Consider the following 21,125-nt stretch of genomic DNA (forward strand, 5'->3'; position numbering starts at 1 on the left):
CAAATTGGTGATACCGGCGATCCGGCGTCCCTGAGCCAGACCAGCATCTCGCCGCATCACGTTGAAATGGGTTCAGTCGACGCGTTTAATCCGTCGCGTAGGTATTTGTGCAGTCAAGCTGTTGGACACAATAGTTCGAATCCCGATACCGCGCTGGTGTACTCGGCCCTTGAGAATCCTTCAGCCTTCGGCAACATGGCGGCAAGGCTGAGAGCATGAGGATGAGCAAGGTCATTTCCGCCGCATCACGGCGTTCGCCGCGCAAGACACCGATGGCGCTGACCGAGGCGCTGGTCGCCCGCACCTTGCGTGCGGTCGAGGATGCCGGGCCGACGCCGGGCATGGTCTACATGACCGATGCCGATTACGCGCGCATTCGCGACGAGGTGCTGGCCGGCGCGCCGGGCGGGCCGGTGAAGCTGTTCGCCTATGGCTCGCTGCTGTGGAAGCCGGCCGGCGAGGTCAGGGGTGGCGAACGGGCCGTGGCGACGGGCTGGCACCGTTCGTTCTGTTTTACGGTGCAGCGCTTCAGGGGCACGATCGAGCAGCCCGGCCTGATGATGGCGCTCGACCGCGGCGGCCAATGCCAGGGCATGGTGTTCGAGATCGCCGAGCCGGTGGCGGCCAATCTCGAAACGCTGCTGCGCCGCGAGATGACCATCCTGCCGGCCGTCAACGTGCCGCGCTGGCTGCAGGTCAGGACAGGCGACGGCATGTGCCAAGCGCTTGGTTTCGTTGTCGATCCCGCCAATCCACGCTACGCGGGCAAGCTCGAAAAGCGAGCGATAGCGGCGACCCTGGCCACGGCCGTCGGCCATTGGGGTTCGGGCGCCGAATATCTGTTCGAGACCATTCGCCATCTCGACACCTGCGGCATCCGCGACCGCAATCTCTGGCAGTTGCAGGAACTTGTGGCCGAGGAGATCGGTCGGGCGCTGCGATCGGGCTTCATTCGTCCCTGAGCCAGACCAGCATCTCGTCGGGCTCCCAGGCGAAATCGATGTTGTGCAGGTCGACGAGATGTCCCGCGCGCTCGCCGATGGCAGTATCGAGCATCGCGTGTCCTTCCTTCGGTTCTATGCCAGTGTGTTCGCCCATGCGCCGACAAAGGGCGGCAGCATGATGCACGTCTGCTGCTCGACAGCCTCGTTGCGCAGCCGCTCGGCGAGGGTATCGACTTCCACCTCGGCGGCGGTTGCGGTACCGACTGCCTCGGCCATCGGCAACAGGCTGCGCAACGTGCCGGCAATGTAGTCGTAGATCGGCGAGTCGGGTCCGCTGCCGGCGAGGCCGGCGGAGTTCATCCGCGGCGCCGGCAGCCCTGCGCCGGCGAACACCATGGGCAGCCTGCCACCCATGTCGACCTCGAAACCCGCGCGCTCGATCGTGTCGATGATCCAGCCGCGGCATTTGCCGAACAGCGGCGCCTCTGGAAAACTGCGGGTGAGCGGCATCGCCATTTCCTGGACGGCGACGATGCCGCCAGGCCGCAGGAAACCGGCAAGCCTGCGCAGGGTTGCGGCCGGGTCGGGCAGATACATCAGGACAAGCCTGCCGATCACCGCATCGAAGCTCCCCTCGGGCGAGAATGTATCAAGCTCGGCCGTCGTGAAACGTGTCCAGTAACACTGGCCGGATTCAGTGGCGCGCCGCTCGGCAATGTCCACAGCCTCTGCCGAGCGATCGACACCAAGCACGCTTCCCGCCGGTCCGACCAGCCTTCCGGCCAGCAAGGAGACATCGCCTACGCCGCAGCCAATGTCGAGCACGCGCATGCCGGGTCCTATGCCCGCACTGCGCAGGACATGCTCGGTAAGGTCGTGAATGAGCGCTCCCTGCAGCTCCAGGCGCTTGAATTCGCTTTGCGTGTAACCCAACGCATAGGGACGCGGATCCATGGGGCTCTGATCACGGTCGGTCTTCGGCGCATGTTCGGCAAGCAGATTGTACATGTTTGACTCCATGATCGATTTATCCGGGATTTGTGACCGCTGGGCAGCCTGATGACCGCCCAGGGCCCGACCGTCACGATCGGAGATCGGTGCTACAACGTGATTTCCGGAATCGGGAATTGCGTTACGACTGAAACAGGCGCCCGTGCCTGGCATACCACGCAAGCGGAGAACCACCCTGCGCCCGGCATTCGGACGCCACTATGATTTCGGCGCCCGCGGAACGAACACGATATGCGGCGTCTTCGGCGGACGACCGGGCGGCACATAGTCCGGAACCGGCGTATCGTCTGCCGGGAGCGAAAGCACATATCGGTGGATGGCGCGCAGGTCGGGCTCGCTCATGGCACGCAGGTTGAACCATGGCATGGGCGGGCGCGTCTCGATCGTGCGCGCGAACTGTACCCAGTCGTCCTCGTCCATGGTCCGCAAAAATTGGCGAAGATTGGTCGGGTAAGTCGTACCCCAGGGCCCGTTGAAGCCGAGCGAGTCGCCGATCAGCCATCGATCCTGCGGAACGTTGCCGGCCTTCTCCAGGTACCCTGGCGTGTGGCAGTCGTTGCAGCCGCCGATTTTCACCAGGTATCGACCGTGCTCGATCGAAGCGGTCGCGGACGCCGCGCCGACCTCACCCTGGTTGAGCGTTGCGGCGGTGAATGCTGCGGCCAGGCCAAGGGCGGCAATTGCGATGAGAGCTCTTCGTGTCATCAGCTTCTCCGCTGCTATTTGATGCCGACGATCATCGAGTGAGGCCCGGCGAGATGCTCGCAGCGGACCTCCGCAAAGCCCGCCTCCCGCATCCAGCCCATGCCGTCGGCGCGCGTGTAGTCGAACCCGCCATTGGTGTTGACCAGCATGTTGAGGCTCATCAGCAGACCCGCAGCGTTGTCCCGTCGCTCGTCATCGATGATCTGGTCGTAGACGATGAGCACGCCTTGCTTCGGCAGCGCGGAATGGGCCTTTGCCAGCAGCGCGCGCTTCACCTCCAGGTTCCAGTCGTGCAGGATATGACCCATCACCAGCACGTCGGCAGAAGGCAGCGGCTCGGCAAGGAAGTCGCCGGGATAAAACCGAAGCCGGTCTGCAAGTGCGTGCCGCTCCACATAGGCCTCGAACACCGGCCGCATCGGCGGCAGGTCGAAACCGCCGCCGGTGAGATGCGGATGGGCGCGGCCGACCTCGACCGGAAGCCTGCCTTCGGCTGTGCCGATATCGATGAAGGTACAATAGTCCGCCCAGGGAAAATGCCGGGCGAGCGCCTCCGCCACCTGGAGGCTGCCGCCGGTCATCGCCTGCGCAAACATCTTTACCTTGTCCGGGTCCGAAAACAGCATGTCGAACAGATCTTCGCCGTCCTGGGTGCCGTTTTGCGGTTTGCCCGTCCTGAGCGCGTCGGTGAGCGAGCCCCAGTTCGCGTAAAGCAGCTGACCGGCCCTGGCGAGCATCCCGCCAACATAGGTCGACTTGTTGCGGTCAAGGTAGCGGTCAGTCACGGGCGTGTTGCAGTAGACGTTGCCCTCGCGCTCAAGCATGCGCAGCGCAACCAGCGCGTCGAAGAAATCCTGCGCTCCCCGCTGATGCAGTCCGAGCCGGTTTCTCAGCGTTTCCCCTTCGAGGGGTCCGGCCGCCAACTCCGTGAAAAGGTCGAGTTCGACGGCGCTCAGCAACGTCTTCGATGCCCAGAAGCCGAGGCCGAGTTGCATAAGGCTTTCGGGCGACAGTTCTGCGACGTCCTTCGCCTGTTTCGTTACCTCGGTGATGTTTGCGTCCATAAGATTTCTCCTTCCTCAAGAGACCATGACCTTTCCAAAAAACCGGTTCCCGGTTTTTCGGGATCATGGTCTGGGCGCGGGAGGATCATCGACTGGCCCGGCTACGGGTCGATTTCAGCCAGGTGGGATTTTGGTTACGGTTGTAACGAAGAAATCCGGCCGGCCGTGATCAGCCTGAATGCAGATGGCGGGCAAGGCATTGTGCGACGGCGGCCGACAGCAGCGGCTTCTTGATGACTTCGCTTATGCCGACCGCCGTCAGTTGGCGCGACCGCAGCTGACGGCAGTAACCGGTCATCAGCACGACCGGAAGGTCGGGCCGGATCTTGTGCAACCGGCCGGAGAATTCGATCCCTGTCATGTCGGGCATGACCTCGTCCGTCAGCACCAGGTCGAAGCGTTCCGGATCGGTGCGGAATGCGCTGAGAGCCGCGGGGCTGCGGTCGAACCCGACCGGCTCGTAGCCGAGCGCGGCGAGCATTTCCTCCGCAAGTTGCATCAGCGGCGTGTCGTCGTCGACGACGAGGATCGTCTCGCCGTTGCCATGCTTGACCGGCACCTCGGCGGCGTCGCTCTCGTCCTCGTTCTGGGTTGCTTCGGCGGCCTCGATCTGCGGAAAATAGATCTCGAAGGTCGTGCCTTCGCCGGGCTTGCTGTTCACGTCGACCGCGCCTCTGTGCGCTATGACGATGCCGTGCACCGTCGACAGGCCGAGCCCGGTGCCTTGCCCTGCCGGCTTGGTCGTGAAGAACGGCTCGAAGATGCGCTCGAGCGTCGCCTGATCCATGCCGCTGCCGGTGTCCCTGACGGCAAGGCGGAGATAGCGGCCGGCAGGCAGGTTGCCGTGCGACAGCATCCGCGCCTCGACGAATTCCGTCGTATCGAGACCGATTTCCAATGCGCCGCGGTTGTTCATCGCCTGCGCCGCGTTGGTGCCGAGGTTCATCACCACCTGCTGAAGCTCGGTCGGATCGCCCATCATCGCCGCATCCGCGGCTGCAAGACGCGTCTGCACCGAAAGCGTGGCGGGGAACGAGGCGCGCAGCAGGTCGACCGCTTCGGCAACCATGGCTTCCGCCCGCAGCGCGTGATGCTGCCGCTCGTGACGACGGCCGAAGGCGAGGATCTGCTCGGTGACGTCCTGCGCCCGCCTGCCGGCCTGCATGATCTGCTGGACGTAGCGCCGCGCGCGCGACTCCTTCAGCAGCACCGCCAGCGCCATCTCGCTGTAGCCGAGGACGGCACCGAGGATGTTGTTGAACTCGTGCGCTATGCCGCCGGCGAGCGTCCCGATCGCTTCCAGCCGTTGCGACTGATTGAGCCGCGCCTGCAGTGCCTCACGCTCGCGTTCGTTGTGCTCGCGCACGATGGCATTGGCGAAAATCTCGGCCGCGGTGCGCAGCAGTGCAATGTCGTCGTCGGCCCAATGCTTTTCGTGCGTGACGGTATCGAGAGCCAGAAAACCCAACCGCTCGCCGGCATGCCACATCGGTATGCACAGCCACGATCGAAACTGGTGCGCCTGCAGGGATGCCTTCTCCCGGCCCTCGGGAAGCTCGCCGACGCGGGGAACGTCGATGCAGCCCTGCCGCTCGTGGTCGGCCAGCGTCCAGCGTGAAGCCAGCTCGATCATGTCCTTCGACAGGCGGGCCGGCCTGCTCCCGCCCGGACGGCGATAGAAGTAGCCGCCGGAAGGACCGGCGATGTGGCTGACGAAAATCTGGGCGCCGTCGAGCCCGGCATGTTCGACCAGGCGCGCGAGGCCCTTGCTGATGCCGGCGCGGATGCGGTCACGCGGCAGATTGATGAACTGCGTGGAGATCGAGGCGATCAGGCCCTCGAATTCCAGCCGCTCGCGCAGGATCCGCGCGTTGCGGCGCAGGCGGGCGAACAGGTAGGCGACATAGCCGACGAGGCCCAACGCGGCGACATAAAGCAGCGTCTGGAACAGTTCGGCCCGCGCCGCGGCCCGCCCATGCGCACCGAGATAGACGTCCTGCAGCGCGCGAGCCCGCTCGCTCGTCGGCGCGGTCTGCAGGCGGGCGACGAGATCGTCGACCGCCGGAAGCCTGGTGACGATAAGCCGGCCGTGGGAGACGAGCGAGAGCACATCTCTTGCAGGCACGGCATCGACGGAGGGCCTTGCCAGCCGGTCGAGTGCGGCGGTTACTGCTTTTGCCGCATCCGGCTGGGGATCGCTGATAAACCGCGACATTGCGACCATCAGGGCTCCTATCTCGACCGCTCGAAGGCCGTCACCCTCGCTCGTGAGACGACCGCTCATATAGTTGAAAAAGTTCAGCGAGTTCTGCAGCAGCGCGTTATCGGACTTGAACCTCTCGACGAGCGCTTCCTCGTCGCGGATCGCGGCGATGACTTCGGCGATCCGCTTGTCGATGTCCGCCCGTGTTTCGCCGCTTGCTGCGTCGCGGGCAGCCGGCAGCGTCTGCGTCGCCTCATCCAGGTTCTCGATCGACCGCACAAGCGGATCGTAGCTGCGCAGCAGTCCCGCGCGTGCCCTTAAAACATCGCGTTGGAGTGCGGCGTTATAGAGGATGACGGTCCTGAGCGCATCGAGCGTGCGTTCGTGACGGGCCGCATCGGGAGCCGTGCCCTGCACCAGGAGGTAGGTCAGGGCGATGAGCAGGCAGGCAACGATCGGCGCCAGGATGCGTAGCGACTTCATTGCTGCAGACGATCGGCTGCGCTGGTCAACGGCCGGCCGCGATACTCGCCCGTCAGTGTCCCGAGGAATTCGACGATGAGATCGGCATCGCGCTGGTCGAGCTCCCGGCCGAGTTGGTTGCGCGCCATGATCTTCACCGCGTCTGCGAGCGATGCGGTGCGGCCATCGTGAAAATACGGCGCTGTCACCGCGACGTTGCGCAGGCTGGGAACACGGAACACATGGCGGTCGCTCTCGGCGCCGGTAACGGCGAAGCGGCCGAGATCCGCCTTGGTCAGGGTCTTCTGGCGAGCGAAGGGATCCTGGAAGATGCCGAATTTCTGAAACAGATTGCCGCCTACGTTGGCGCCCTGGTGGCAGGCGACGCAGCCATAGGCTTTGAACAGTTGATAGCCGTGCTCTTCGTCGGTCGTGATGGCGTCGCGTTCGCCCTTGAGATAGCGGTCGAAACGGGCATCGGGCGTGATCAGCGACCGTTGAAAGACAACAAGCGCATCGAGCACGCTTGTCCGGTCGGGAATGGCGCCGTAGACCCTCGCGAACCGCTGCGAATACTCGGCATTCGAGCGCAGCTTGGTCAGCAATTCCTCCCAGCTCGTATTCATCAGCCTGTCATCGAGCAGGGCTGCCTCGTTCTGCTCCTCGAAAGTGCGGAAATTGCCGCGCCAGTTCAGCCGAAAATCGAGCGCCGCGTTGAAGACGGTCGGCGTGTTGAAATCGAGCGGCTTGCCATCCGCCGCCACGGAACGGGCCAGACCGTCGTCGCCGCTGAAATCGAGCCTGTGACAGGAACTGCAAGCGACGACATCGCCATGCGACAGGCGGGCATCGTTGAAGCAGGCTCTCGCCAAGCGCGATCTTCGCCCGGTCGGAGGGGCCGCTGGCCGTGATCGGTGCAATCGGCTCGCCCATCGGCGGGCCCGGCTGATTGCTCTGGGCCAACGCAAAAGGTGCCGCCATTGCCAGGCAAAGCGGAACAAAAAGCCCCGCCCGAACCTTACCAATCTGCTGATGTGCCATCGAGCGAGCCTGTGGCAGGGTGTGCGATCACGTAGATCATCGGCGTTCACCAATAAATCGCCGAAAATCGACGTTTAATAAAGCAACGGCTCGGTCATGAGTTCCATGCTTGCGGACGGTGCGAGATGTCAGCCGAACAAAACATTCGCCACGAACAGCAGTCGAAAGGCAGTATCGAGCAGGCAGCGGCGCCGAAGCATATCCTTGTCGTCGACGACGACCCCGAAATTCGTGATATGCTCACCAATTACCTGGAGAGCCAAAACTTCAGGGTTAGCGCGGTCGCCGACAGCCGGGCCATGTCGCGCGTCCTCAATGAAAAGCCCGTAGACCTGACGATCCTCGACATGCGGCTTGCCGATGAGGACGGGTTCGACATCATGCGGCAACTCGGCAGTCCGCCGGAAGCGCCCATCATCATCATCACCGGCCACAGGTGCGACGAGGTGGATCGCGTCGTCGGCCTGGAACTCGGCGCCGACGACTACATCACCAAGCCCTTCGGCCTCAGGGAGCTGCTGGCGCGCATTCGCGCCGTGCTGCGGCGATCGCGGTCGACGCAGCCGCAGCCGCGCAGTAAGAAACCCATACGCTATCGTTTTGCCGGCTGGGAGCTCGACATGCGGATGCGGCGCCTGAGGTCGGCGGCGGGCGAGACGACGCCGCTGACCGCCGGCGAGTTCAACCTGCTGACGGCGTTCCTGAAATCGCCGCAACAGATCCTGAGCCGCGAGCAGCTTCTCGCTGCCAGCCGCGTGCACGACGAAGAGGTGTTCGACCGCAGCATCGACGTGCAGATATTGCGGCTGCGCCGCAAGCTCGAGGTCAATCCGAGCGAGCCGAAGCTCATTGTTACGGAGCGTGGCGCCGGCTACATATTCGCGACTGCGGTCGAGGTACTTTGAGCCGCTGCCGCGCCCAGCCTACCCCGCGCTTCTGAGCCAGACCAGCATCTCGCCGGGGTTGCGGTTGTCCCAGGCGAAATACGGCACGGCGGTGATTTTCGCGTCCTCGACCGCCGGCGGTTCGGTGCGGTAGAGCCCCTCTTCCCATTTTTCGAAAGCCTCCTTTTTGGCAATCGCCGAAAGTGTCACGACGCCGCCCAGAAGGTTCGGCTGCTGATGCGCCTTGATGTCTGCCGTTCGCGGCAAGGCGATGCGGTGCAACTGGCTGGAATTGTCGGTCTCCTCGACGCAATAGATCAGCGGTCCGCGCGCCAGCGCGACGCGGCCGATATCCTGTCGCACCTGCGGGTTGGCGTAGAGGCGGTCGACGGCCATTTCGAGGTCGAGCTCGACGCGGTCGCCCTTGCGCCATTCGCGGCGGATCGCGGCATAGCCGTCGCTGCTGATGGCAGCCAGATCGACATCGGCGCCGTTGACCTTGAGCGCTGCCTTGCGGCACCAGGCCGGCAAGCGCAGGTGCAAAGTGAACTCGGTCGGAGCTTCCGGTTCGACAGAGATCGAGACCGCGCCGTCCCATGGATAGTTACTGCTCTGGGTGAGCTCTATTTGCCGGCCCGCGATATCGAAACGAGCCGTGCCGTTTCCATAGAGATGGACGGCGAGTGCGTCGTCCGACAGGCCGTAGAAATAGCTGCCGATCGAGGCGACCATGCGCCCGACATTGGGCGGGCAGCACGGGCAGCGGTGCCATTTCCAGCGGTGGTGGGCGCCGCGGCTTTCGAGCGGATTTTCGTAGAAGAACAGCGAGCCGTCGAGCGACAGGCCGGAGATCGAGCCGTTGTAGAGCGCCCGCTCCATGATGTCGGCGTAGCGCGCATTGGGACCCATGCCGAGCATGCGGCTTGCCCAGAACACCAGGCCGACCGAAGCACAGGTCTCGGCATAGGCGGTGTCGTTGGGCAGGTCGTAGTCGGCGGTGAAACCCTCATTGTGCGACGACGGCCCGAGGCCGCCGGTGACGTAGAGGTTCTTGGTCATGAGGTCGTCCCACAGCCGGTCGAGCGCCACCCGCAGCGTGTCGTCGCCATATTCGGTGGCGATGTCGGCCATGCCCGAATAGAGATACATCGCCCGCACCGCATGGCCGACGACCTTGTCCTGCTCGCGCACCGGTTTGTGCGACTGGTTGTATTCGTAAGTCTTGAAATGATAGGCCTTGGGGTCGGCGCCGCGGGCGCGCGCCTCCTCGTCGAAATAATGCGGCTCAAGGCCGCGCTGGTCGATGAAGTATCTGGCTAGCTCCATGTATTTGCGCTCGCCCGTCACCCGCGCCAGCTTGACCAGCGCCAGCTCGATCTCCTCATGGCCGCAATAGCCCTTCTTCTTGCCGGGCTCGGGACCGAACGTCTCGGCGATATGATCGACGTAGCGGCACATGATGTCGAGCAGCTTGCGTTTCCCCGTGGCCTGGTAGTAGGCGACGGCGCCTTCGATCAGGTGGCCGGCGCAATAGAGCTCGTGGCAATCGCGCAGATTGGTCCAGCGCAGGCCGGGCTGGATGCGCTGGTACCAGCTCGACAGATAGCCGTCGGGCTGCTGCAGCTTTCCATACATGTCGATGACGGCATCGATCTTCTTCTCGAGCTCGTCGTTGCGGCGGCGATAGAGCGAATAGGCGGCGGTCTCGATGGTCTTGCCCCAATCGGAGTCCCAGAACATCTGCGTCGTCACCGTCGATCCGGTGAACTCGTTGCCGGCGGTGGCCGCCTCGTCCGGTGAAGGTGAGTGGAACGGGATGACGACGCCGGGCGACGGCCGGTCCGGGTCGATCTGCTCGAGCATGCGCGCCTCGACGCAGCGGTCATAGAGGATGCCGGCGGTCTTCGAGGCGACGGCATCGACGCGGTCGCCCCAGAAGCCGCGCACATCGACCTGCGGCACCGGCAGCGGGCGGAAGGCGAGTTTCGGCTTGGCGCCCTGACTGGCGGAATGCGATGCGGTCATCAATTTACTCCGGTTCGGTTCGGTTGGTCACTTCACGGCCCCTGCCATCAGGCCGCGGATGTAGAAGCGCTGCAGCAGCAGGAAGAGCACCAGGCACGGCACCATCATGACGGTGACGCCGGCCTGCACGGCGCCCCAGTCGATGGCGCCGAAGCGGCCGGACTGCAGCGCGGTCATCATGATCGGCAGCGTGAATTTCGACTGGTCTGTCATCAGCACCAGCGCCGCCAGAAACTCGTTCCAGGCGCCAAGGAAGGCGAACAGCGCGATGGTGACGATGCCCGGCCAGACCAGCGGCAGCATCACCCTGAGCAGCATGGTGACATTGTTGGCGCCGTCCATGCGCGCGGCCTCCTCGATCTCGCGCGGCACCGCGTCGAAGGCGTTGCGCATCATGAAGATCGAGAACGGCAACTGCAGCGTGACGTAGACGCAGACCAGCCCGGTCAGCGTGTTGTGCAGGCCGATCTTGGTCAGCACCAGGAAGATCGGCGTCAGGATCGACTGGAACGGGATCATGATTGTCGACAGGATGACGACGAACAGCAGGTTCTTCAGCGGAAAGCGGAAGCGCGAGAAACCGTAGCCGGCGAGCACGCTGACGATCACTGACAGCACCACCGTCATCACCGAGACGTAGATGCTGTTTTGCGCCGGCAGCCACAGGCCATCGCCGAAGGTGTTGAGCGTGGCGTAGTTCTCGAGCGAGATGCCGCTGGTCGGCCACGGCGGCAGCGGCGGCTGGCGCGCCTCCTGCGCCGGCTTGAAGGCCGAAAGCACCGTCCAGGCGATCGGCGCCAGGAACAGTATGGATGCGATGATGCCGGTCGAGTGCTCGGCGATCTGCATGCCGATGCGGCGTTTGCGGGTGCGAGCCTGCGCCATCAGTCGACCCCCTCGGGATTGCGCAGCAACCGCAGCTGGATCAAGCTGAGCGCCACCAGGATGACCAGCAGGACCATCGACAGTGCCGCGCCATAGCCGAGCTTGAACGACACGAAGGACTGGTTGAAGATCCAGTAGACGGCGGTCAGCGTCTTATTGCGCGGGCCGCCGCGCAGGATGATGTAGAACTGGTCGAAGGCGAGGATCGAGCCGGCAACCGACAGGATCAGCGCCAGCGCCAGCGTGCGGCGCATCAAGGGCAAGGTAATCGCCCGGAACCGCGCGAATGGCCCTGCCCCGTCGATCATCGCCGCCTCCTGCAGATCCGGCGGGATCGATTGCAGGCCGGTCATCAGGATGATCATGGTGAAGCCCGCCACCTTCCATACCACCATGGCGATGATCGACCAGAAGGCCGGCTGGAAGGTCGCCAGCAGGTTGAATTTCTTCTCGGTCAGGCCAAGCTCGAAGGCGGCCGGGCTGAACAGGCCGGAATCGACATTGAGCAGCCACGACCACAAAAGGCTCGCCGAGGCGAAGCCGATGACCGCCGGCATGAAGAAGGACGTGCGGTAGAAGCCGGTCAGCTGCCGCGGCCTTTCGATGAACAGCGCCAGCGGAAAGGCGACGGCGAAGATCGCGATCGTGACCACCACCGTGTAGTAGCCGGTGAACTTCAGCGCGTTCCAGAAACGGGTGTCGCGCAGGATCGCCCAGTAATTGTCGAGGCCGATAAAGCTATGCGCGCCCATCAGCGGCCAGTTGTGCAGCGACATCCAGGCGGTCATGCAAAGCGGCACGATGAAGAAGACGACGACCAGGGCGACGGCCGGCGCGACATAGAGCAGGCCGATCCACTGCCGGCGGCCGGCGCCGACCAGTTTGTATGCGCGCGCTGGCGCGGCGGTGGTTGCTGTGATGGTGGTCATCGCTGGCCTTCTCCTTCTCCCCTTGTGGGAGAAGGTGGATCGGCGCGAAGCGCCGAGACGGATGAGGGGTGTTGGAAGGAATGCCGTCCGAGCCAAGCTGGAGCACCCCTCATCCGTCGCCTTCGGCGACACCTTCTCCCACAAGGGGAGAAGGGGGAGCCAACGTTGCGACGGCGTACTGTGATGGTGCTCATGCCTGTTGTTCCATTGGCGGGACGTCCCCTCCCCCTTGAGGGGAGGGTCCGGTCGAAGGCCGGGGGTGGGGTCCTCCGCGAAGCGCGCCGACATCAAAAGAGCGTCGAGCACTGCCGCGATGACCCCACCCGGACCTTTGGTCCGACCTCCCCTCGAGGGGGAGGTTAAGGGGCTGCGGGGGTGGGGTCCTCTGCGACGTGCGCCGACAGAAACGTCGAGCACTGCCGCGATGACCCCACCCGGACCTGCGGTCCGACCTCCCCTCGAGGGGGAGGTGGAGCCGGCGCCTTACTTCTGCGGCGCCGAATCGATGATCGACTGCATCGTTTCCTGCGCGTTGGCGATGGCGCCGTCGACGTCTTCGCCGAAGAAGACCTCGTTCATCATCTGGTTCCACGGACCGTTGGCCGAGTTGATCAGGTCGTTGAACACCACCGAATAGGGCGTGCGGCCCTTGGCCATGGCTTCAGCGGCAACCTTGTAGCGCGGGTCGAGGTCTTTCAGCGCCTCATTGGCGATGTCGCCGCGCACCGGCAGGCTGCCGTATTTCGCCAGGATGGTCTGGCCTTCGAGCGAATAGGCGAAATCGAGGAACTCCTTCACCACCGCGACCTTGGTGGTGCCCTTGGTGACGACGAAATTATCGCCGCCGGCAAACGACGACCAGCCACCATCCTTGCCGGGCAGGAAGGTGATGCCGTAGTCGATGTCGGGATATTGCGTGTTCAACGCGCCGATGGCGAAGGCGCCGGACGGCGAGATGCCGATATTGCCGGTGGCGAAGGCGGCAAAGAAGTTGGAGCCGGTGTCGGTCTGCGCGCCTGAAGGCACCAGGTCCTTTTTGACCATCGAACGGTAGAGGTCGATGGCGCCGCGCATCTGCGGCGTATCCAGCGTCGCCTTGGAGCCGTCCTCCGTCAGGATGTCACCGCCCGAGGCCCAGATCAGCGGCGTGAAGGTGAAGATGTTGCAGCCGCCGCAATTGCCGGAGAAGTAGAAGCCCTTGATGTCGCCGCCGAGCGCATTGACCTTTTCGGCGTCGGCTTCGATCTCGGCCCAGTTGGTCGGGCCCTTTTCCGGGTCGAGGCCGGCCTGCTTGAACAGCTTCTTGTTCCAGATCAGCACCGAGGAATCCGCCGAGAACGGCAGCCCGTAGATGCGGCCCTTATAGGTGCCGGTCTTGACATGCGCCGGCGACAGGCTGGCGAAATAGGGCAGCGATTTCGCCCAGTCGGTGATGTCTTCGAGCTGGCCGGCGGCGGCGAAGGACGGCGTGTAGATCAGGTCGAGCGACAGCGCATCGGGCGCCGTGCCGCCAGCGGCGGCAGCGCCGTATTTCGGGATGATTTCGGCGTTGGGGATGATGTCGAGCTTGATCTGGTTCTGATGCCCCTTGTTGAAGGCATCGACGATGCGCGGCATGAAGTTCGAGCCGTCGGCGCGAACCCAGATGTTGGCGGTGTCGGCGGCGGCCGGGCCGACTGTTGCCAGCGTGCCCAAAATGCTCGCGGCGATGGCGAGCCCGGTAATGGTGGTTCTCATGCTTCTCCTCCACATGGTTTTAATTTAGCGTCTTAATTTAGCCGCGCCCCAAGCGGGTGACTATCGACACGGCCCGTTTCGTTCAGCCGTCCGGCGGACGGCCGCATGACTGACGCACCACCAGCCGGCACGGCAGTTTTCTGATGCCCGGCTCGGCGGGTTCGCCGCCGACGAGCGAAAGCAGGGCAAGGCCGGCCTCGCGCCCGAGCGCGGCCAGGTTCATGTCGACGGAGGTCAGCGGCGGGCGGGTTGCCTCGGCGACGATCTGCCAGTTGTCGAAGCCGATGACGCCGACCTCGTCCGGCACGCCGATACCGCGCTCGCGCAAGGCGTCGATGACGCCGCGCGCGATCTGGTCGTTGCCGCAAAACACCGCATCGGGCTTTTCGCGCGTACCGTCGAAACCCTCGCCGTCGAACAGCTTCTTGACCGCCTCGTGGCCCCAGGCCTCCGACCACGGGCCGAGCAGCGGCTCCATGACCGGCAGGCCGTTCTCGGCCAGCACCGCGCGATAAGCCTCGGCGCGGGCATGCACCACGGCAAAGCTCGCCGGCCCGCTGACATGGGCGATGCGCCGCCGCCCGAGCCGGCAAAAATGCTCGACCGCCAGCCGCGCACCGCCGGCATCGTCGGAGACGAACGCGATGGCGCCGGGATCGGGCTCGGTGAATGCGAAGATCGCCGGAATGCCGAGATTGGCGAGGTCGACCGGCAGGTGGCGGTCGATGCGCTTGCCGGTGGCGATGATGCCGTCGACGCGCTTGTCGAGCATGGCATCGACATGCAGCTGGGCAAGGCGCGGGTCGTCCTCGACATTGCACAGGAACACCGAGACGCCGGCATCGACCAGCGCATCGGAAACGCCGGCCATCAGCGGCAGCGAAAAGCGGCCATAGGTGTCGTTGGTCAAAAGCCCGACGGTAAAGGAGCGCCGCCTGAGCAGGCTCTGCGCCAGGCTGTTCGGGCGAAAGCCAAGCCGCTGCGCCGTCTCGCGAATACGGGTCCGCGTCTCGGCCGTCATCCGCCCCTGCCCGTTCAGCGCCTTTGAGGCCGTGGCCACGCTGACGCCGGCGAGCGCCGCCACCTCACGCAGGGTGACGGGCTGCTTGGCAGAAACAGGCGTTGGCTGCGCGTCGGACGCCATGATTTGGATATCGATCCTCCCATTTGAGAAAAGCTTTTCTCTTACCGGCCTGCGAGGCGCTGAATGGTGAAGTCAGCGGATGCCGGCAGAGTTGGGAAAAGGTTTTCTCAAAAGGAAGATTAGGGGAAGGATGCAAGGATGGCAAGAGGGAATGGCCTGGTTACAGGCATGTTCGGCAGTCAACTACGACTCGCTGCCCTGGGTCCAGGATCTGCCATGGCGGCCCGAAGGAAAGAGGGCGAGCAGCTTTGGCGTGCATTGCCGTTCAGCGGGCACCGCGATGGAATAATCGCGGTGCCGCAGTCTACCCGCAGAGCTAGCAGTTCTCAGTCTGTGGATCGCACGCCTTGTTTTTCTGTTTCTGTGGCTTGGGCTTGACCGCCTGCTCGGGCTCGGCCTGCTGCTGCTCGGCCGCTGGCTGCTCCTTGGCCTTCCGCTTCTCAGGCTTGGCAGCCTGCTCCGGCTCAGCCTGCTGCTGCTCGGCAGCGGGCTGCTTCTTGGCCTTCCGCTTCTCAGGCTTGGCCGTCTGTTCGGGCTCGGCCTGCTGCTGCTCGGCGGCGGGCTGCTTCTTGATCTTCGGTTTCTTAGGCTTGGCCGTCTGTTCGGGCTCGGCCTGCTGCTGCTCGGCGGCGGGCTGCTTCTTGGTCTTCGGCTTCTCAGGCTTGGCCGTCTGTTCGGGCTCAGCCTGCTGCTGCTCGGCGGCGGGTTGCTCCTTGGCCTTCGACTTCTCAGGCTTGGCCGCCTTGCCGGGCTCGGCCTGCTGCTGCTCGGTGGCCGGCTGCTCCTTGGCCTTCGGCTTCTCAGGCTTGGCGGCTTCTTCGGGCTTGGCCTGCTCGGTCGTTGCAGCGCCTTCGGTCGGCTTCGATTTCCGGCCAGCCTGAACCTGCTTCACCTCCTCGATGTCCTTGAGCTTAGCTGGTTTGGCCTTAGGGTCGGCTTTCACCTCGCCCTCAAAGACAGCGACCGTATCGTTTTCCAGTTTGCCGGACTGCTCGGGCGCCTCGGTCTTGCTGACCTTGACGGCAGTCACCTTCTGGTTCGTCTCCTTTTCGATCACATCGACATCAATGACTTTGTTGATCACCACGTTGTTCTGGATCGTCACGTCGCCGGCCGGTTCGGCCGCCTCGACAATGCGCACAAACTCCGGCTCATCACGAATAACGACTACAGAAATGTCCGCGGCAAGGAATTCGCGGGTGGGGACCACAACCCAGTAATAATCCGGCGTCGTGTCGAAGGTCACCTCGATTGAAATCAAATCCGGATCGCGGCGGGGCGGCAGCGGCGCCCAAATGATGTGCTCTCTGTCACGACGCCAACTCACCCATGCTGGCGCCCAGCGAGTGCCCGGAACCCAGTACCAGCCGATATCGTCGGCATAGCCCCACCGGCCGTAATGGTACGTCGCCCAGCCGAATGGCTCGTCGGACACCCAGAGCCAGCCATACTGCTCGGTATAGACCCAGTGTCCAAGCGTATACGGACGCCAATCGTCAGGCACATCAACCGGCACGAAAACGGTCGCTCCGTGATACGAGACCCAATCACCATAGGAAGACAGGTCTTCGTAGAACGTGCTGATCGAAACGGTGGTGGCAGCCCTTGCCTCGGACACAAGCGACAATGGCGCAATTGAGTTGGGAATCTCGACGACCGTGAGCAGGCAGGCGGTTACACCGCCGAGCATCAGTCGCACCGCATGTTGGGCAAGGACGCGTTTCATCGTAATCTTCCTCCGAAACAGATCGCCCTTCATCGTACAAACCCGCCGGCTGCCGGATTGTTCCACTTTGCTGACGTTACCGATCCCCTCCCGCAACGGCTTGGCATCGCACGATGATGTCAGAGATCAGAGTTGCTTCATTAGGGCGGTGACCGTCACAAATGCGCGCCGAAGGCGCGGCGATAAGTGGTTGGTCAGCGGGCCCGACAGTAAAGGAGCCGCCGCAACAGGCTCTGCGCCAAGCTGTTCGGGCTAATGGCTTCGATGCAGAACGCGCAGTGGCCTATCAGATGCAACGACGCGATGTCGAAGAAGCGGCATGGCTCATTTTCCTGATGACGCAATAGCTCGCGCCCTGAAACATAATGTCCTAGCGTTGGCGCTTGGGAATAGGGAATGCTTGGATTTGCTGGATGATGCCCTGCCCGAAGCGGTTCCGCAGCGTCGTGATAAACTCAGGTTCGACGCTATTCACGAAACCTAGCATGCCCTTCAAGTTTGCTAGCTCATCTCCGTCCAGCCTACCCTTGCTAGCTCTGTACACGGCGGTATGAAGCTCGCGTTTTCGCGTGTGCCCTACTGACACGGCTCCGTCATTTGTCAACGTGAGCCCCGTCACGCGCCGCCCGTATTTCGTTGTCACGCGGGTTGTCTTGCCCTCATTGATGACAAGCTTCGGCAGCTCAATCAGCTTGATCACCTTTCGGACGGCCTTCTCGACATTGACGAGATACCCGGTTCGTGGAGCGGAGAAGGTGAGGTCGTCGGCGTAACGGGTGTATGTCACCTTATCTTTCGCAACCTCGTGGCTAATAGCCTCGTCGAATTCCCACAGCAGGGCATTGGAGACAGTCGGCGAGGAGGGAGCCCCAATAGCCAATCGCAAGACCGAGCTTCCCTTTAGCCTTTGGAAAATCAGCTGCGAGGTCAGGTGGATATCTGTGAATGAGGTAAGGGCGCCCGTCAGCTCGCAATAGCGGGACCAGTCAGCGGCCTTAATCGACGGGAAAAAGTCAGCGAAATCCATCTTCAGGATTGGTCGATGTCCAGCATGGCGCTGCGCGTTCTCCTTTATGGATATACCTTCACGATAGGCAGTCGCCGCGTCATGAATTGGAAGCTTGCTGACAAGCACATCGACCAACGCCCTCTGCAATATCTTCACTTCCTTGGCGGGCTGGGAGATAATTCGAAAACCTCCAGAGCGCTTCGGTATTTGATAGGTCTTATACCTAACAGGGGCGGTGCGCATGATGCGCTCCACCAGGTTGGTATCCATACCAGTCTCAACGGCTAATATGTCGACGATGCCACTCATCCCAGAGCGCTTTTTAAAGCAGCTTGGATGCTGCTAAACCTAACGGGTTCCTTACTCTTCCAATACTCGATTACCCTTGCGCGCCAACGATCCCGATCTTTCTCCTCCGGCGGCAAATCTTTTCGAAGCCGGTAAGTGACCGCCTCTTCCATGTCAGGCAACGCGCAGTAGTACTCATTAATTCCGCGCTTATCTCTGACGATCCAGCCGGCATTGATCGCACAGCTTAGGTATTCAGCAATCTTATAAAATGGAACCGTCAAATCCATAACGTATAGGAGGGTATCAATCTCCTCTTCGGTCAGCGCCCCGTAATGTTGTATTAAGCCGACTACCAGTTTGATGACATGACCGGCTCGCCCAGGATTGAATGTCGTGTGTTCTTTGTACTCAGCTTTCCGCTTTTCAATCGCGGGAATCAGCGCTTCCGCCAAACGGTCGAGATTCACCTCCGAAACGCTGTTTACGCTACTAATATTTAAGTCGTTGCGATTTAGCACGCACACAGCAGACTTCCCGTGATTTTCCTGTAGGAAGAGAAGTGGACCCAGCTTGATGAAAGACGAATCGCCGTAGTTCTTGTCGTCAATGACAACGAGCAGGCGGGTGGCGATCTCCTCAACCACAGAAAACGCGCCTAGTTCAGCAACACTTCCATAGCTTTCTGAAAACAGAACGACCAAGTCGACTATCTGTGCGAATTCTCTCTCGAAACTCAGCCAGTCTTTGTAGGGCCCATCGGGCGCGAAGATTCTAAAATCCTCAGGCGTCACCGTCGAATATGATTTCAGGCCGGGCCGCCCGTAAATTTGGGTGTAAGCATCCCGCAACGAGTTTGGCTTAGCCGTTTTGACGTCGATCTGCCCGCCACACAGCAGGATGATTGGGGTGGGTGCGCGCACATGCAAAGTCGAGGCGTCGATGCGCTCGACTAAATCGGCTATGTCACCTCCGACTATCACTTACCCTTGGAGGTGTGGAAGAACATGGGGTTTACCGAGCGGAGCGGCCACTTGTGGCGGTATAACCACAGGTTGTTCCACACCGGATAAAACCTAACAATCGAATGAGGTCTGACGGAACGCCGGACCAAGCACGCAAGGTGCTTCTCGCGTAAGCTAAGCACTATCTCCCACCCCCACAGTCAGCTGTCAAGCAGTGTGACCGTGTCTGCTGTGGCAATCAATAGGCGCGCTTGGCCCCGACGCTGTAATCGACAGTTATTGGCGTTTTCCTAGCAATATTTTCATAATTATTTTTCGCGGCTTTTGAGCCCGAAAAGTCTAGAAGCTTCTGCCAGGAACGCTTCGCCGCCTGCAGCGCGGTGACGCCTGGCCGAACGTCCCGCACAGCAGCCAGGTGACAAGGCCGCGCTCATTGTGGACGCGCAGGCCGACCTGCGTTTCTTAATGTCTGCTTTAGCGCAAGCAGACCTACTCTCCTGAGATTTTCGATGTCTGCAACGGGTCAGAAGTAGCCGTTCCAACTCACCTACCAACACGCTCCCACGCCGGCGGTGCTTCACTGCTTGAAGCAGTGCGCACGGTGCCATTGCAAGAAACGAGGATGAGGGCGTTCAATCTGTCGGGCCGGCGCAAGCGCTCGACTGGTCTTGTTTATGAATGCCTGCACACTTTCCAAGTCGTTAACCTGTCGCGAGATCAGGATTTCGAGGTCATCGGATAGGCTGATCAACCCGCGATCGAACATCCAGTGCGCGGTGCCGGACAGTGCAATCCCGTTGTTGATGACATCCGGGCCGTTCGCTTCGACCGATCGAATATGGGCGGCTGAAACTTCTGCTCGGCCGCCGCCATTTATCAGCTTCAGTCCGGTGATCGCGCAGCGCTCGTCATAGGCGCGCAAGACGATGCGACGGAAAATGCGGTCTCGCACAATTCGCGATCCGATGTAGTTTACGCGATCGCGGCTCTGCTCGAATTCGAATGGCGCCTGCTCCTCCTGAAAGCCGGAAGATGTGCCGACCTCATCTACGCGCGGTAGCAACGACCCGTTCGTGTCCAGGCCCAAATCGATGATGCGGTTGAAATCGGCCGGGCTAATTGGGCGGACGGCCGATTGGGCGCGACCGGAAATTCGTCCCTGATCGTTGAGCAAGCCTCGCTCAACGAGACCATCGGTTCCATTAAATGGAACAGGGTTGACGAAATCGAGATAGGTTCCAGGCTCAATCAGAGCGAGGTACATATCAGGCGTCACAGGATCGGGAATGATTTGTTGGACTTTGGCTACGGCGTAATAGCCGCGGGTATCGTCTACCTTGCTGGGCTCGTAATAGATGATCCAGTCGCCAACGCATGCTTCGACGCGGCGCAGATATGGGCGAGGAAACTGGTATTGCTCGGCGGGGCGGTCATTGTAGATCGAATCTGAGCGATGAATGAAAACCCCGAATCCCATGATCTTCCTGCAATGCGTTCTTTGGGATATCTGCCTCAGAACACCAAAATCCGATCTTGGGAGGTTAGTCCAGGTCGGAGAAGCTTTTCCCCGTGGTATCGGTCTTCTTTTGGAACCGTCTAGGGAAAGCTCCTCCCCTAACAAAGCGCCGCGCTCTTTTCCACGGCGCGTATCGCAGAAGGCCCGCGCCATCCGTCCTCTGACACAAGGAAAAGCGCCAGGAGAAAACTCATCGTCACCGAATTCATCAGCGTCGATGGCATCGCCGAGGTCGAGAAGCTGCCAGGCGTGACCTGGAACGATGAGATGCAAAAATTCAAGGACGACGAGCTTGCCGACAGCGGCGCCATGCTTTTGGGGCGTACGACCTATCAGATTTTTGCCGGCTCCTGGCCCAAGGAGACCGGAGAGTTCGCCGACCGATTCAACGCACTGCCGAAATATGTCGCCTCGACGAGCTTGACGCTGCGCGGATCCCTCCCGCGATTGATGCGATCGAGTTCGCAGCCACCAGGCGGAAGGTTCTGATCCGCCCTTTCTTGCTGCTGCGGTAGGAAGACCTCTTGATTCCAACCACAAGCCCAAATTGCTGGATTTGGCAGCTCTGGAAGGATAAGCTTGGTTTT

The 21,125-nt window shown here is 62.1% G+C and carries 18 protein-coding genes; 4 read left to right on the forward strand and 14 right to left on the reverse strand.

From position 1 onward, the window contains the following. The first annotated feature begins 221 nt into the window (after positions 1 to 221). A complete protein-coding gene (locus NKH16_RS17845) occupies positions 222 to 962 on the forward strand; it encodes a gamma-glutamylcyclotransferase (RefSeq protein WP_352746985.1) in 741 nt (246 codons plus the stop codon). Positions 963 to 1,076: 114 nt separating this feature from the next. Here NKH16_RS17845 and NKH16_RS17850 read toward each other — a convergent pair whose 3' ends face one another. The 5 genes from NKH16_RS17850 to NKH16_RS17870 all read right to left on the reverse strand — a co-directional run bounded on the left by NKH16_RS17850 (position 1,077) and on the right by NKH16_RS17870 (position 7,261). Continuing rightward, positions 1,077 to 1,964: a class I SAM-dependent methyltransferase gene (locus NKH16_RS17850; protein ID WP_352746983.1), complete on the reverse strand. Its 888-nt coding sequence runs from the start codon at positions 1,962 to 1,964 to the stop codon at positions 1,077 to 1,079. A 189-nt stretch (positions 1,965 to 2,153) separates the two neighbouring features. Continuing rightward, positions 2,154 to 2,660, reverse strand: coding sequence for a hypothetical protein (locus NKH16_RS17855; RefSeq protein WP_352474406.1), 507 nt, complete (start codon positions 2,658 to 2,660; stop codon positions 2,154 to 2,156). Between the two features lie 14 nt (positions 2,661 to 2,674). Next, on the reverse strand, positions 2,675 to 3,724 hold the full coding sequence (locus NKH16_RS17860; protein WP_352746980.1) for a methyltransferase: 1,050 nt from the start codon (positions 3,722 to 3,724) through the stop codon (positions 2,675 to 2,677). A 169-nt stretch (positions 3,725 to 3,893) separates the two neighbouring features. Continuing rightward, a complete protein-coding gene (locus NKH16_RS17865; RefSeq protein ID WP_352746978.1) occupies positions 3,894 to 6,410 on the reverse strand; it encodes a two-component system VirA-like sensor kinase in 2,517 nt (838 codons plus the stop codon). Further along, entirely contained in the window at positions 6,407 to 7,261 is an 855-nt protein-coding gene (locus tag NKH16_RS17870; protein WP_352900805.1) for a cytochrome-c peroxidase, read from the reverse strand. The genes NKH16_RS17865 and NKH16_RS17870 overlap by 4 nt, the downstream gene beginning before the upstream one ends. Before the next feature lie 294 nt (positions 7,262 to 7,555). Between NKH16_RS17870 and NKH16_RS17875 the strand changes: the two genes are divergently transcribed. Next, positions 7,556 to 8,335, forward strand: coding sequence for a response regulator (locus NKH16_RS17875; RefSeq protein ID WP_352746976.1), 780 nt, complete (start codon positions 7,556 to 7,558; stop codon positions 8,333 to 8,335). Positions 8,336 to 8,353: 18 nt separating this feature from the next. Here the strand turns inward: NKH16_RS17875 and NKH16_RS17880 are convergent, their stop codons facing one another. The 6 genes from NKH16_RS17880 to NKH16_RS17905 form a co-directional block, all read right to left on the reverse strand. Next, on the reverse strand, positions 8,354 to 10,339 hold the full coding sequence (locus tag NKH16_RS17880; RefSeq protein WP_352746974.1) for a glycoside hydrolase family 127 protein: 1,986 nt from the start codon (positions 10,337 to 10,339) through the stop codon (positions 8,354 to 8,356). Between the two features lie 27 nt (positions 10,340 to 10,366). After that, on the reverse strand, positions 10,367 to 11,224 hold the full coding sequence (locus NKH16_RS17885; RefSeq protein ID WP_023674366.1) for a carbohydrate ABC transporter permease: 858 nt from the start codon (positions 11,222 to 11,224) through the stop codon (positions 10,367 to 10,369). After that, positions 11,224 to 12,153 carry a carbohydrate ABC transporter permease gene (locus tag NKH16_RS17890; protein WP_352900809.1) on the reverse strand — a complete coding sequence of 310 codons (930 nt, stop codon included), beginning with the start codon at positions 12,151 to 12,153 and terminating at the stop codon, positions 11,224 to 11,226. The genes NKH16_RS17885 and NKH16_RS17890 overlap by 1 nt, the downstream gene beginning before the upstream one ends. Positions 12,154 to 12,636: 483 nt before the next feature. Next, positions 12,637 to 13,890: an ABC transporter substrate-binding protein gene (locus NKH16_RS17895; RefSeq protein ID WP_352746971.1), complete on the reverse strand. Its 1,254-nt coding sequence runs from the start codon at positions 13,888 to 13,890 to the stop codon at positions 12,637 to 12,639. 82 nt (positions 13,891 to 13,972) lie between these two features. After that, entirely contained in the window at positions 13,973 to 15,034 is a 1,062-nt protein-coding gene (locus tag NKH16_RS17900) for a LacI family DNA-binding transcriptional regulator (protein WP_352900812.1), read from the reverse strand. A gap of 316 nt (positions 15,035 to 15,350) precedes the next feature. After that, positions 15,351 to 16,760 (reverse strand): DUF6600 domain-containing protein, encoded by a 1,410-nt coding sequence (locus NKH16_RS17905; RefSeq protein WP_352822274.1) that lies wholly within the window; start codon positions 16,758 to 16,760, stop codon positions 15,351 to 15,353. Between the two features lie 161 nt (positions 16,761 to 16,921). Between NKH16_RS17905 and NKH16_RS17910 the strand changes: the two genes are divergently transcribed. Further along, the gene (locus tag NKH16_RS17910) at positions 16,922 to 17,107 is read left to right on the forward strand and encodes an alpha-glutamyl/putrescinyl thymine pyrophosphorylase clade 3 protein (protein WP_352746964.1); all 186 of its coding nucleotides are present in this window, start codon (positions 16,922 to 16,924) and stop codon (positions 17,105 to 17,107) included. Between the two features lie 23 nt (positions 17,108 to 17,130). On the opposite strand, the gene NKH16_RS17915 is transcribed toward NKH16_RS17910, so the two are convergent. The 3 genes from NKH16_RS17915 to NKH16_RS17925 all read right to left on the reverse strand — a co-directional run bounded on the left by NKH16_RS17915 (position 17,131) and on the right by NKH16_RS17925 (position 20,499). Beyond that, positions 17,131 to 18,078 (reverse strand): retron St85 family RNA-directed DNA polymerase, encoded by a 948-nt coding sequence (locus tag NKH16_RS17915; RefSeq protein ID WP_352746962.1) that lies wholly within the window; start codon positions 18,076 to 18,078, stop codon positions 17,131 to 17,133. Continuing rightward, entirely contained in the window at positions 18,075 to 18,980 is a 906-nt protein-coding gene (locus NKH16_RS17920; RefSeq protein ID WP_352746960.1) for a retron St85 family effector protein, read from the reverse strand. Before NKH16_RS17920 ends, NKH16_RS17915 begins: the two co-directional genes overlap by 4 nt. A 619-nt stretch (positions 18,981 to 19,599) precedes the next feature. After that, a complete protein-coding gene (locus tag NKH16_RS17925; protein WP_352746957.1) occupies positions 19,600 to 20,499 on the reverse strand; it encodes an HNH endonuclease in 900 nt (299 codons plus the stop codon). Between the two features lie 279 nt (positions 20,500 to 20,778). On the opposite strand from NKH16_RS17925, the gene NKH16_RS17930 reads away from it, so the two are divergent. After that, positions 20,779 to 21,027 carry a dihydrofolate reductase family protein gene (locus tag NKH16_RS17930; protein WP_352875433.1) on the forward strand — a complete coding sequence of 83 codons (249 nt, stop codon included), beginning with the start codon at positions 20,779 to 20,781 and terminating at the stop codon, positions 21,025 to 21,027. Positions 21,028 to 21,125 lie beyond the last annotated feature (98 nt).

This window comes from Mesorhizobium sp. M1307 (assembly GCF_040318155.1).
Taxonomy (GTDB): domain Bacteria; phylum Pseudomonadota; class Alphaproteobacteria; order Rhizobiales; family Rhizobiaceae; genus Mesorhizobium.

What these genes read in the sequence shown, in the direction of transcription:
- NKH16_RS17875 (WP_352746976.1), top strand. Translation starts at nt 7,556, where the DNA reads ATGTCAGCCGAACAAAACATTCGCCACGAACAGCAGTCGAAAGGCAGT.
- NKH16_RS17845 (WP_352746985.1), top strand. Translation starts at nt 222, where the DNA reads ATGAGCAAGGTCATTTCCGCCGCATCACGGCGTTCGCCGCGCAAGACA.
- NKH16_RS17900 (WP_352900812.1), bottom strand. Translation starts at nt 15,034, where the DNA reads ATGGCGTCCGACGCGCAGCCAACGCCTGTTTCTGCCAAGCAGCCCGTC.
- NKH16_RS17885 (WP_023674366.1), bottom strand. Translation starts at nt 11,224, where the DNA reads ATGGCGCAGGCTCGCACCCGCAAACGCCGCATCGGCATGCAGATCGCC.
- NKH16_RS17895 (WP_352746971.1), bottom strand. Translation starts at nt 13,890, where the DNA reads ATGAGAACCACCATTACCGGGCTCGCCATCGCCGCGAGCATTTTGGGC.
- NKH16_RS17905 (WP_352822274.1), bottom strand. Translation starts at nt 16,760, where the DNA reads ATGAAACGCGTCCTTGCCCAACATGCGGTGCGACTGATGCTCGGCGGT.
- NKH16_RS17865 (WP_352746978.1), bottom strand. Translation starts at nt 6,410, where the DNA reads ATGAAGTCGCTACGCATCCTGGCGCCGATCGTTGCCTGCCTGCTCATC.
- NKH16_RS17915 (WP_352746962.1), bottom strand. Translation starts at nt 18,078, where the DNA reads ATGAGTGGCATCGTCGACATATTAGCCGTTGAGACTGGTATGGATACC.
- NKH16_RS17890 (WP_352900809.1), bottom strand. Translation starts at nt 12,153, where the DNA reads ATGACCACCATCACAGCAACCACCGCCGCGCCAGCGCGCGCATACAAA.
- NKH16_RS17860 (WP_352746980.1), bottom strand. Translation starts at nt 3,724, where the DNA reads ATGGACGCAAACATCACCGAGGTAACGAAACAGGCGAAGGACGTCGCA.
- NKH16_RS17855 (WP_352474406.1), bottom strand. Translation starts at nt 2,660, where the DNA reads ATGACACGAAGAGCTCTCATCGCAATTGCCGCCCTTGGCCTGGCCGCA.
- NKH16_RS17910 (WP_352746964.1), top strand. Translation starts at nt 16,922, where the DNA reads ATGCGCGCCGAAGGCGCGGCGATAAGTGGTTGGTCAGCGGGCCCGACA.
- NKH16_RS17925 (WP_352746957.1), bottom strand. Translation starts at nt 20,499, where the DNA reads ATGGGATTCGGGGTTTTCATTCATCGCTCAGATTCGATCTACAATGAC.
- NKH16_RS17850 (WP_352746983.1), bottom strand. Translation starts at nt 1,964, where the DNA reads ATGGAGTCAAACATGTACAATCTGCTTGCCGAACATGCGCCGAAGACC.
- NKH16_RS17880 (WP_352746974.1), bottom strand. Translation starts at nt 10,339, where the DNA reads ATGACCGCATCGCATTCCGCCAGTCAGGGCGCCAAGCCGAAACTCGCC.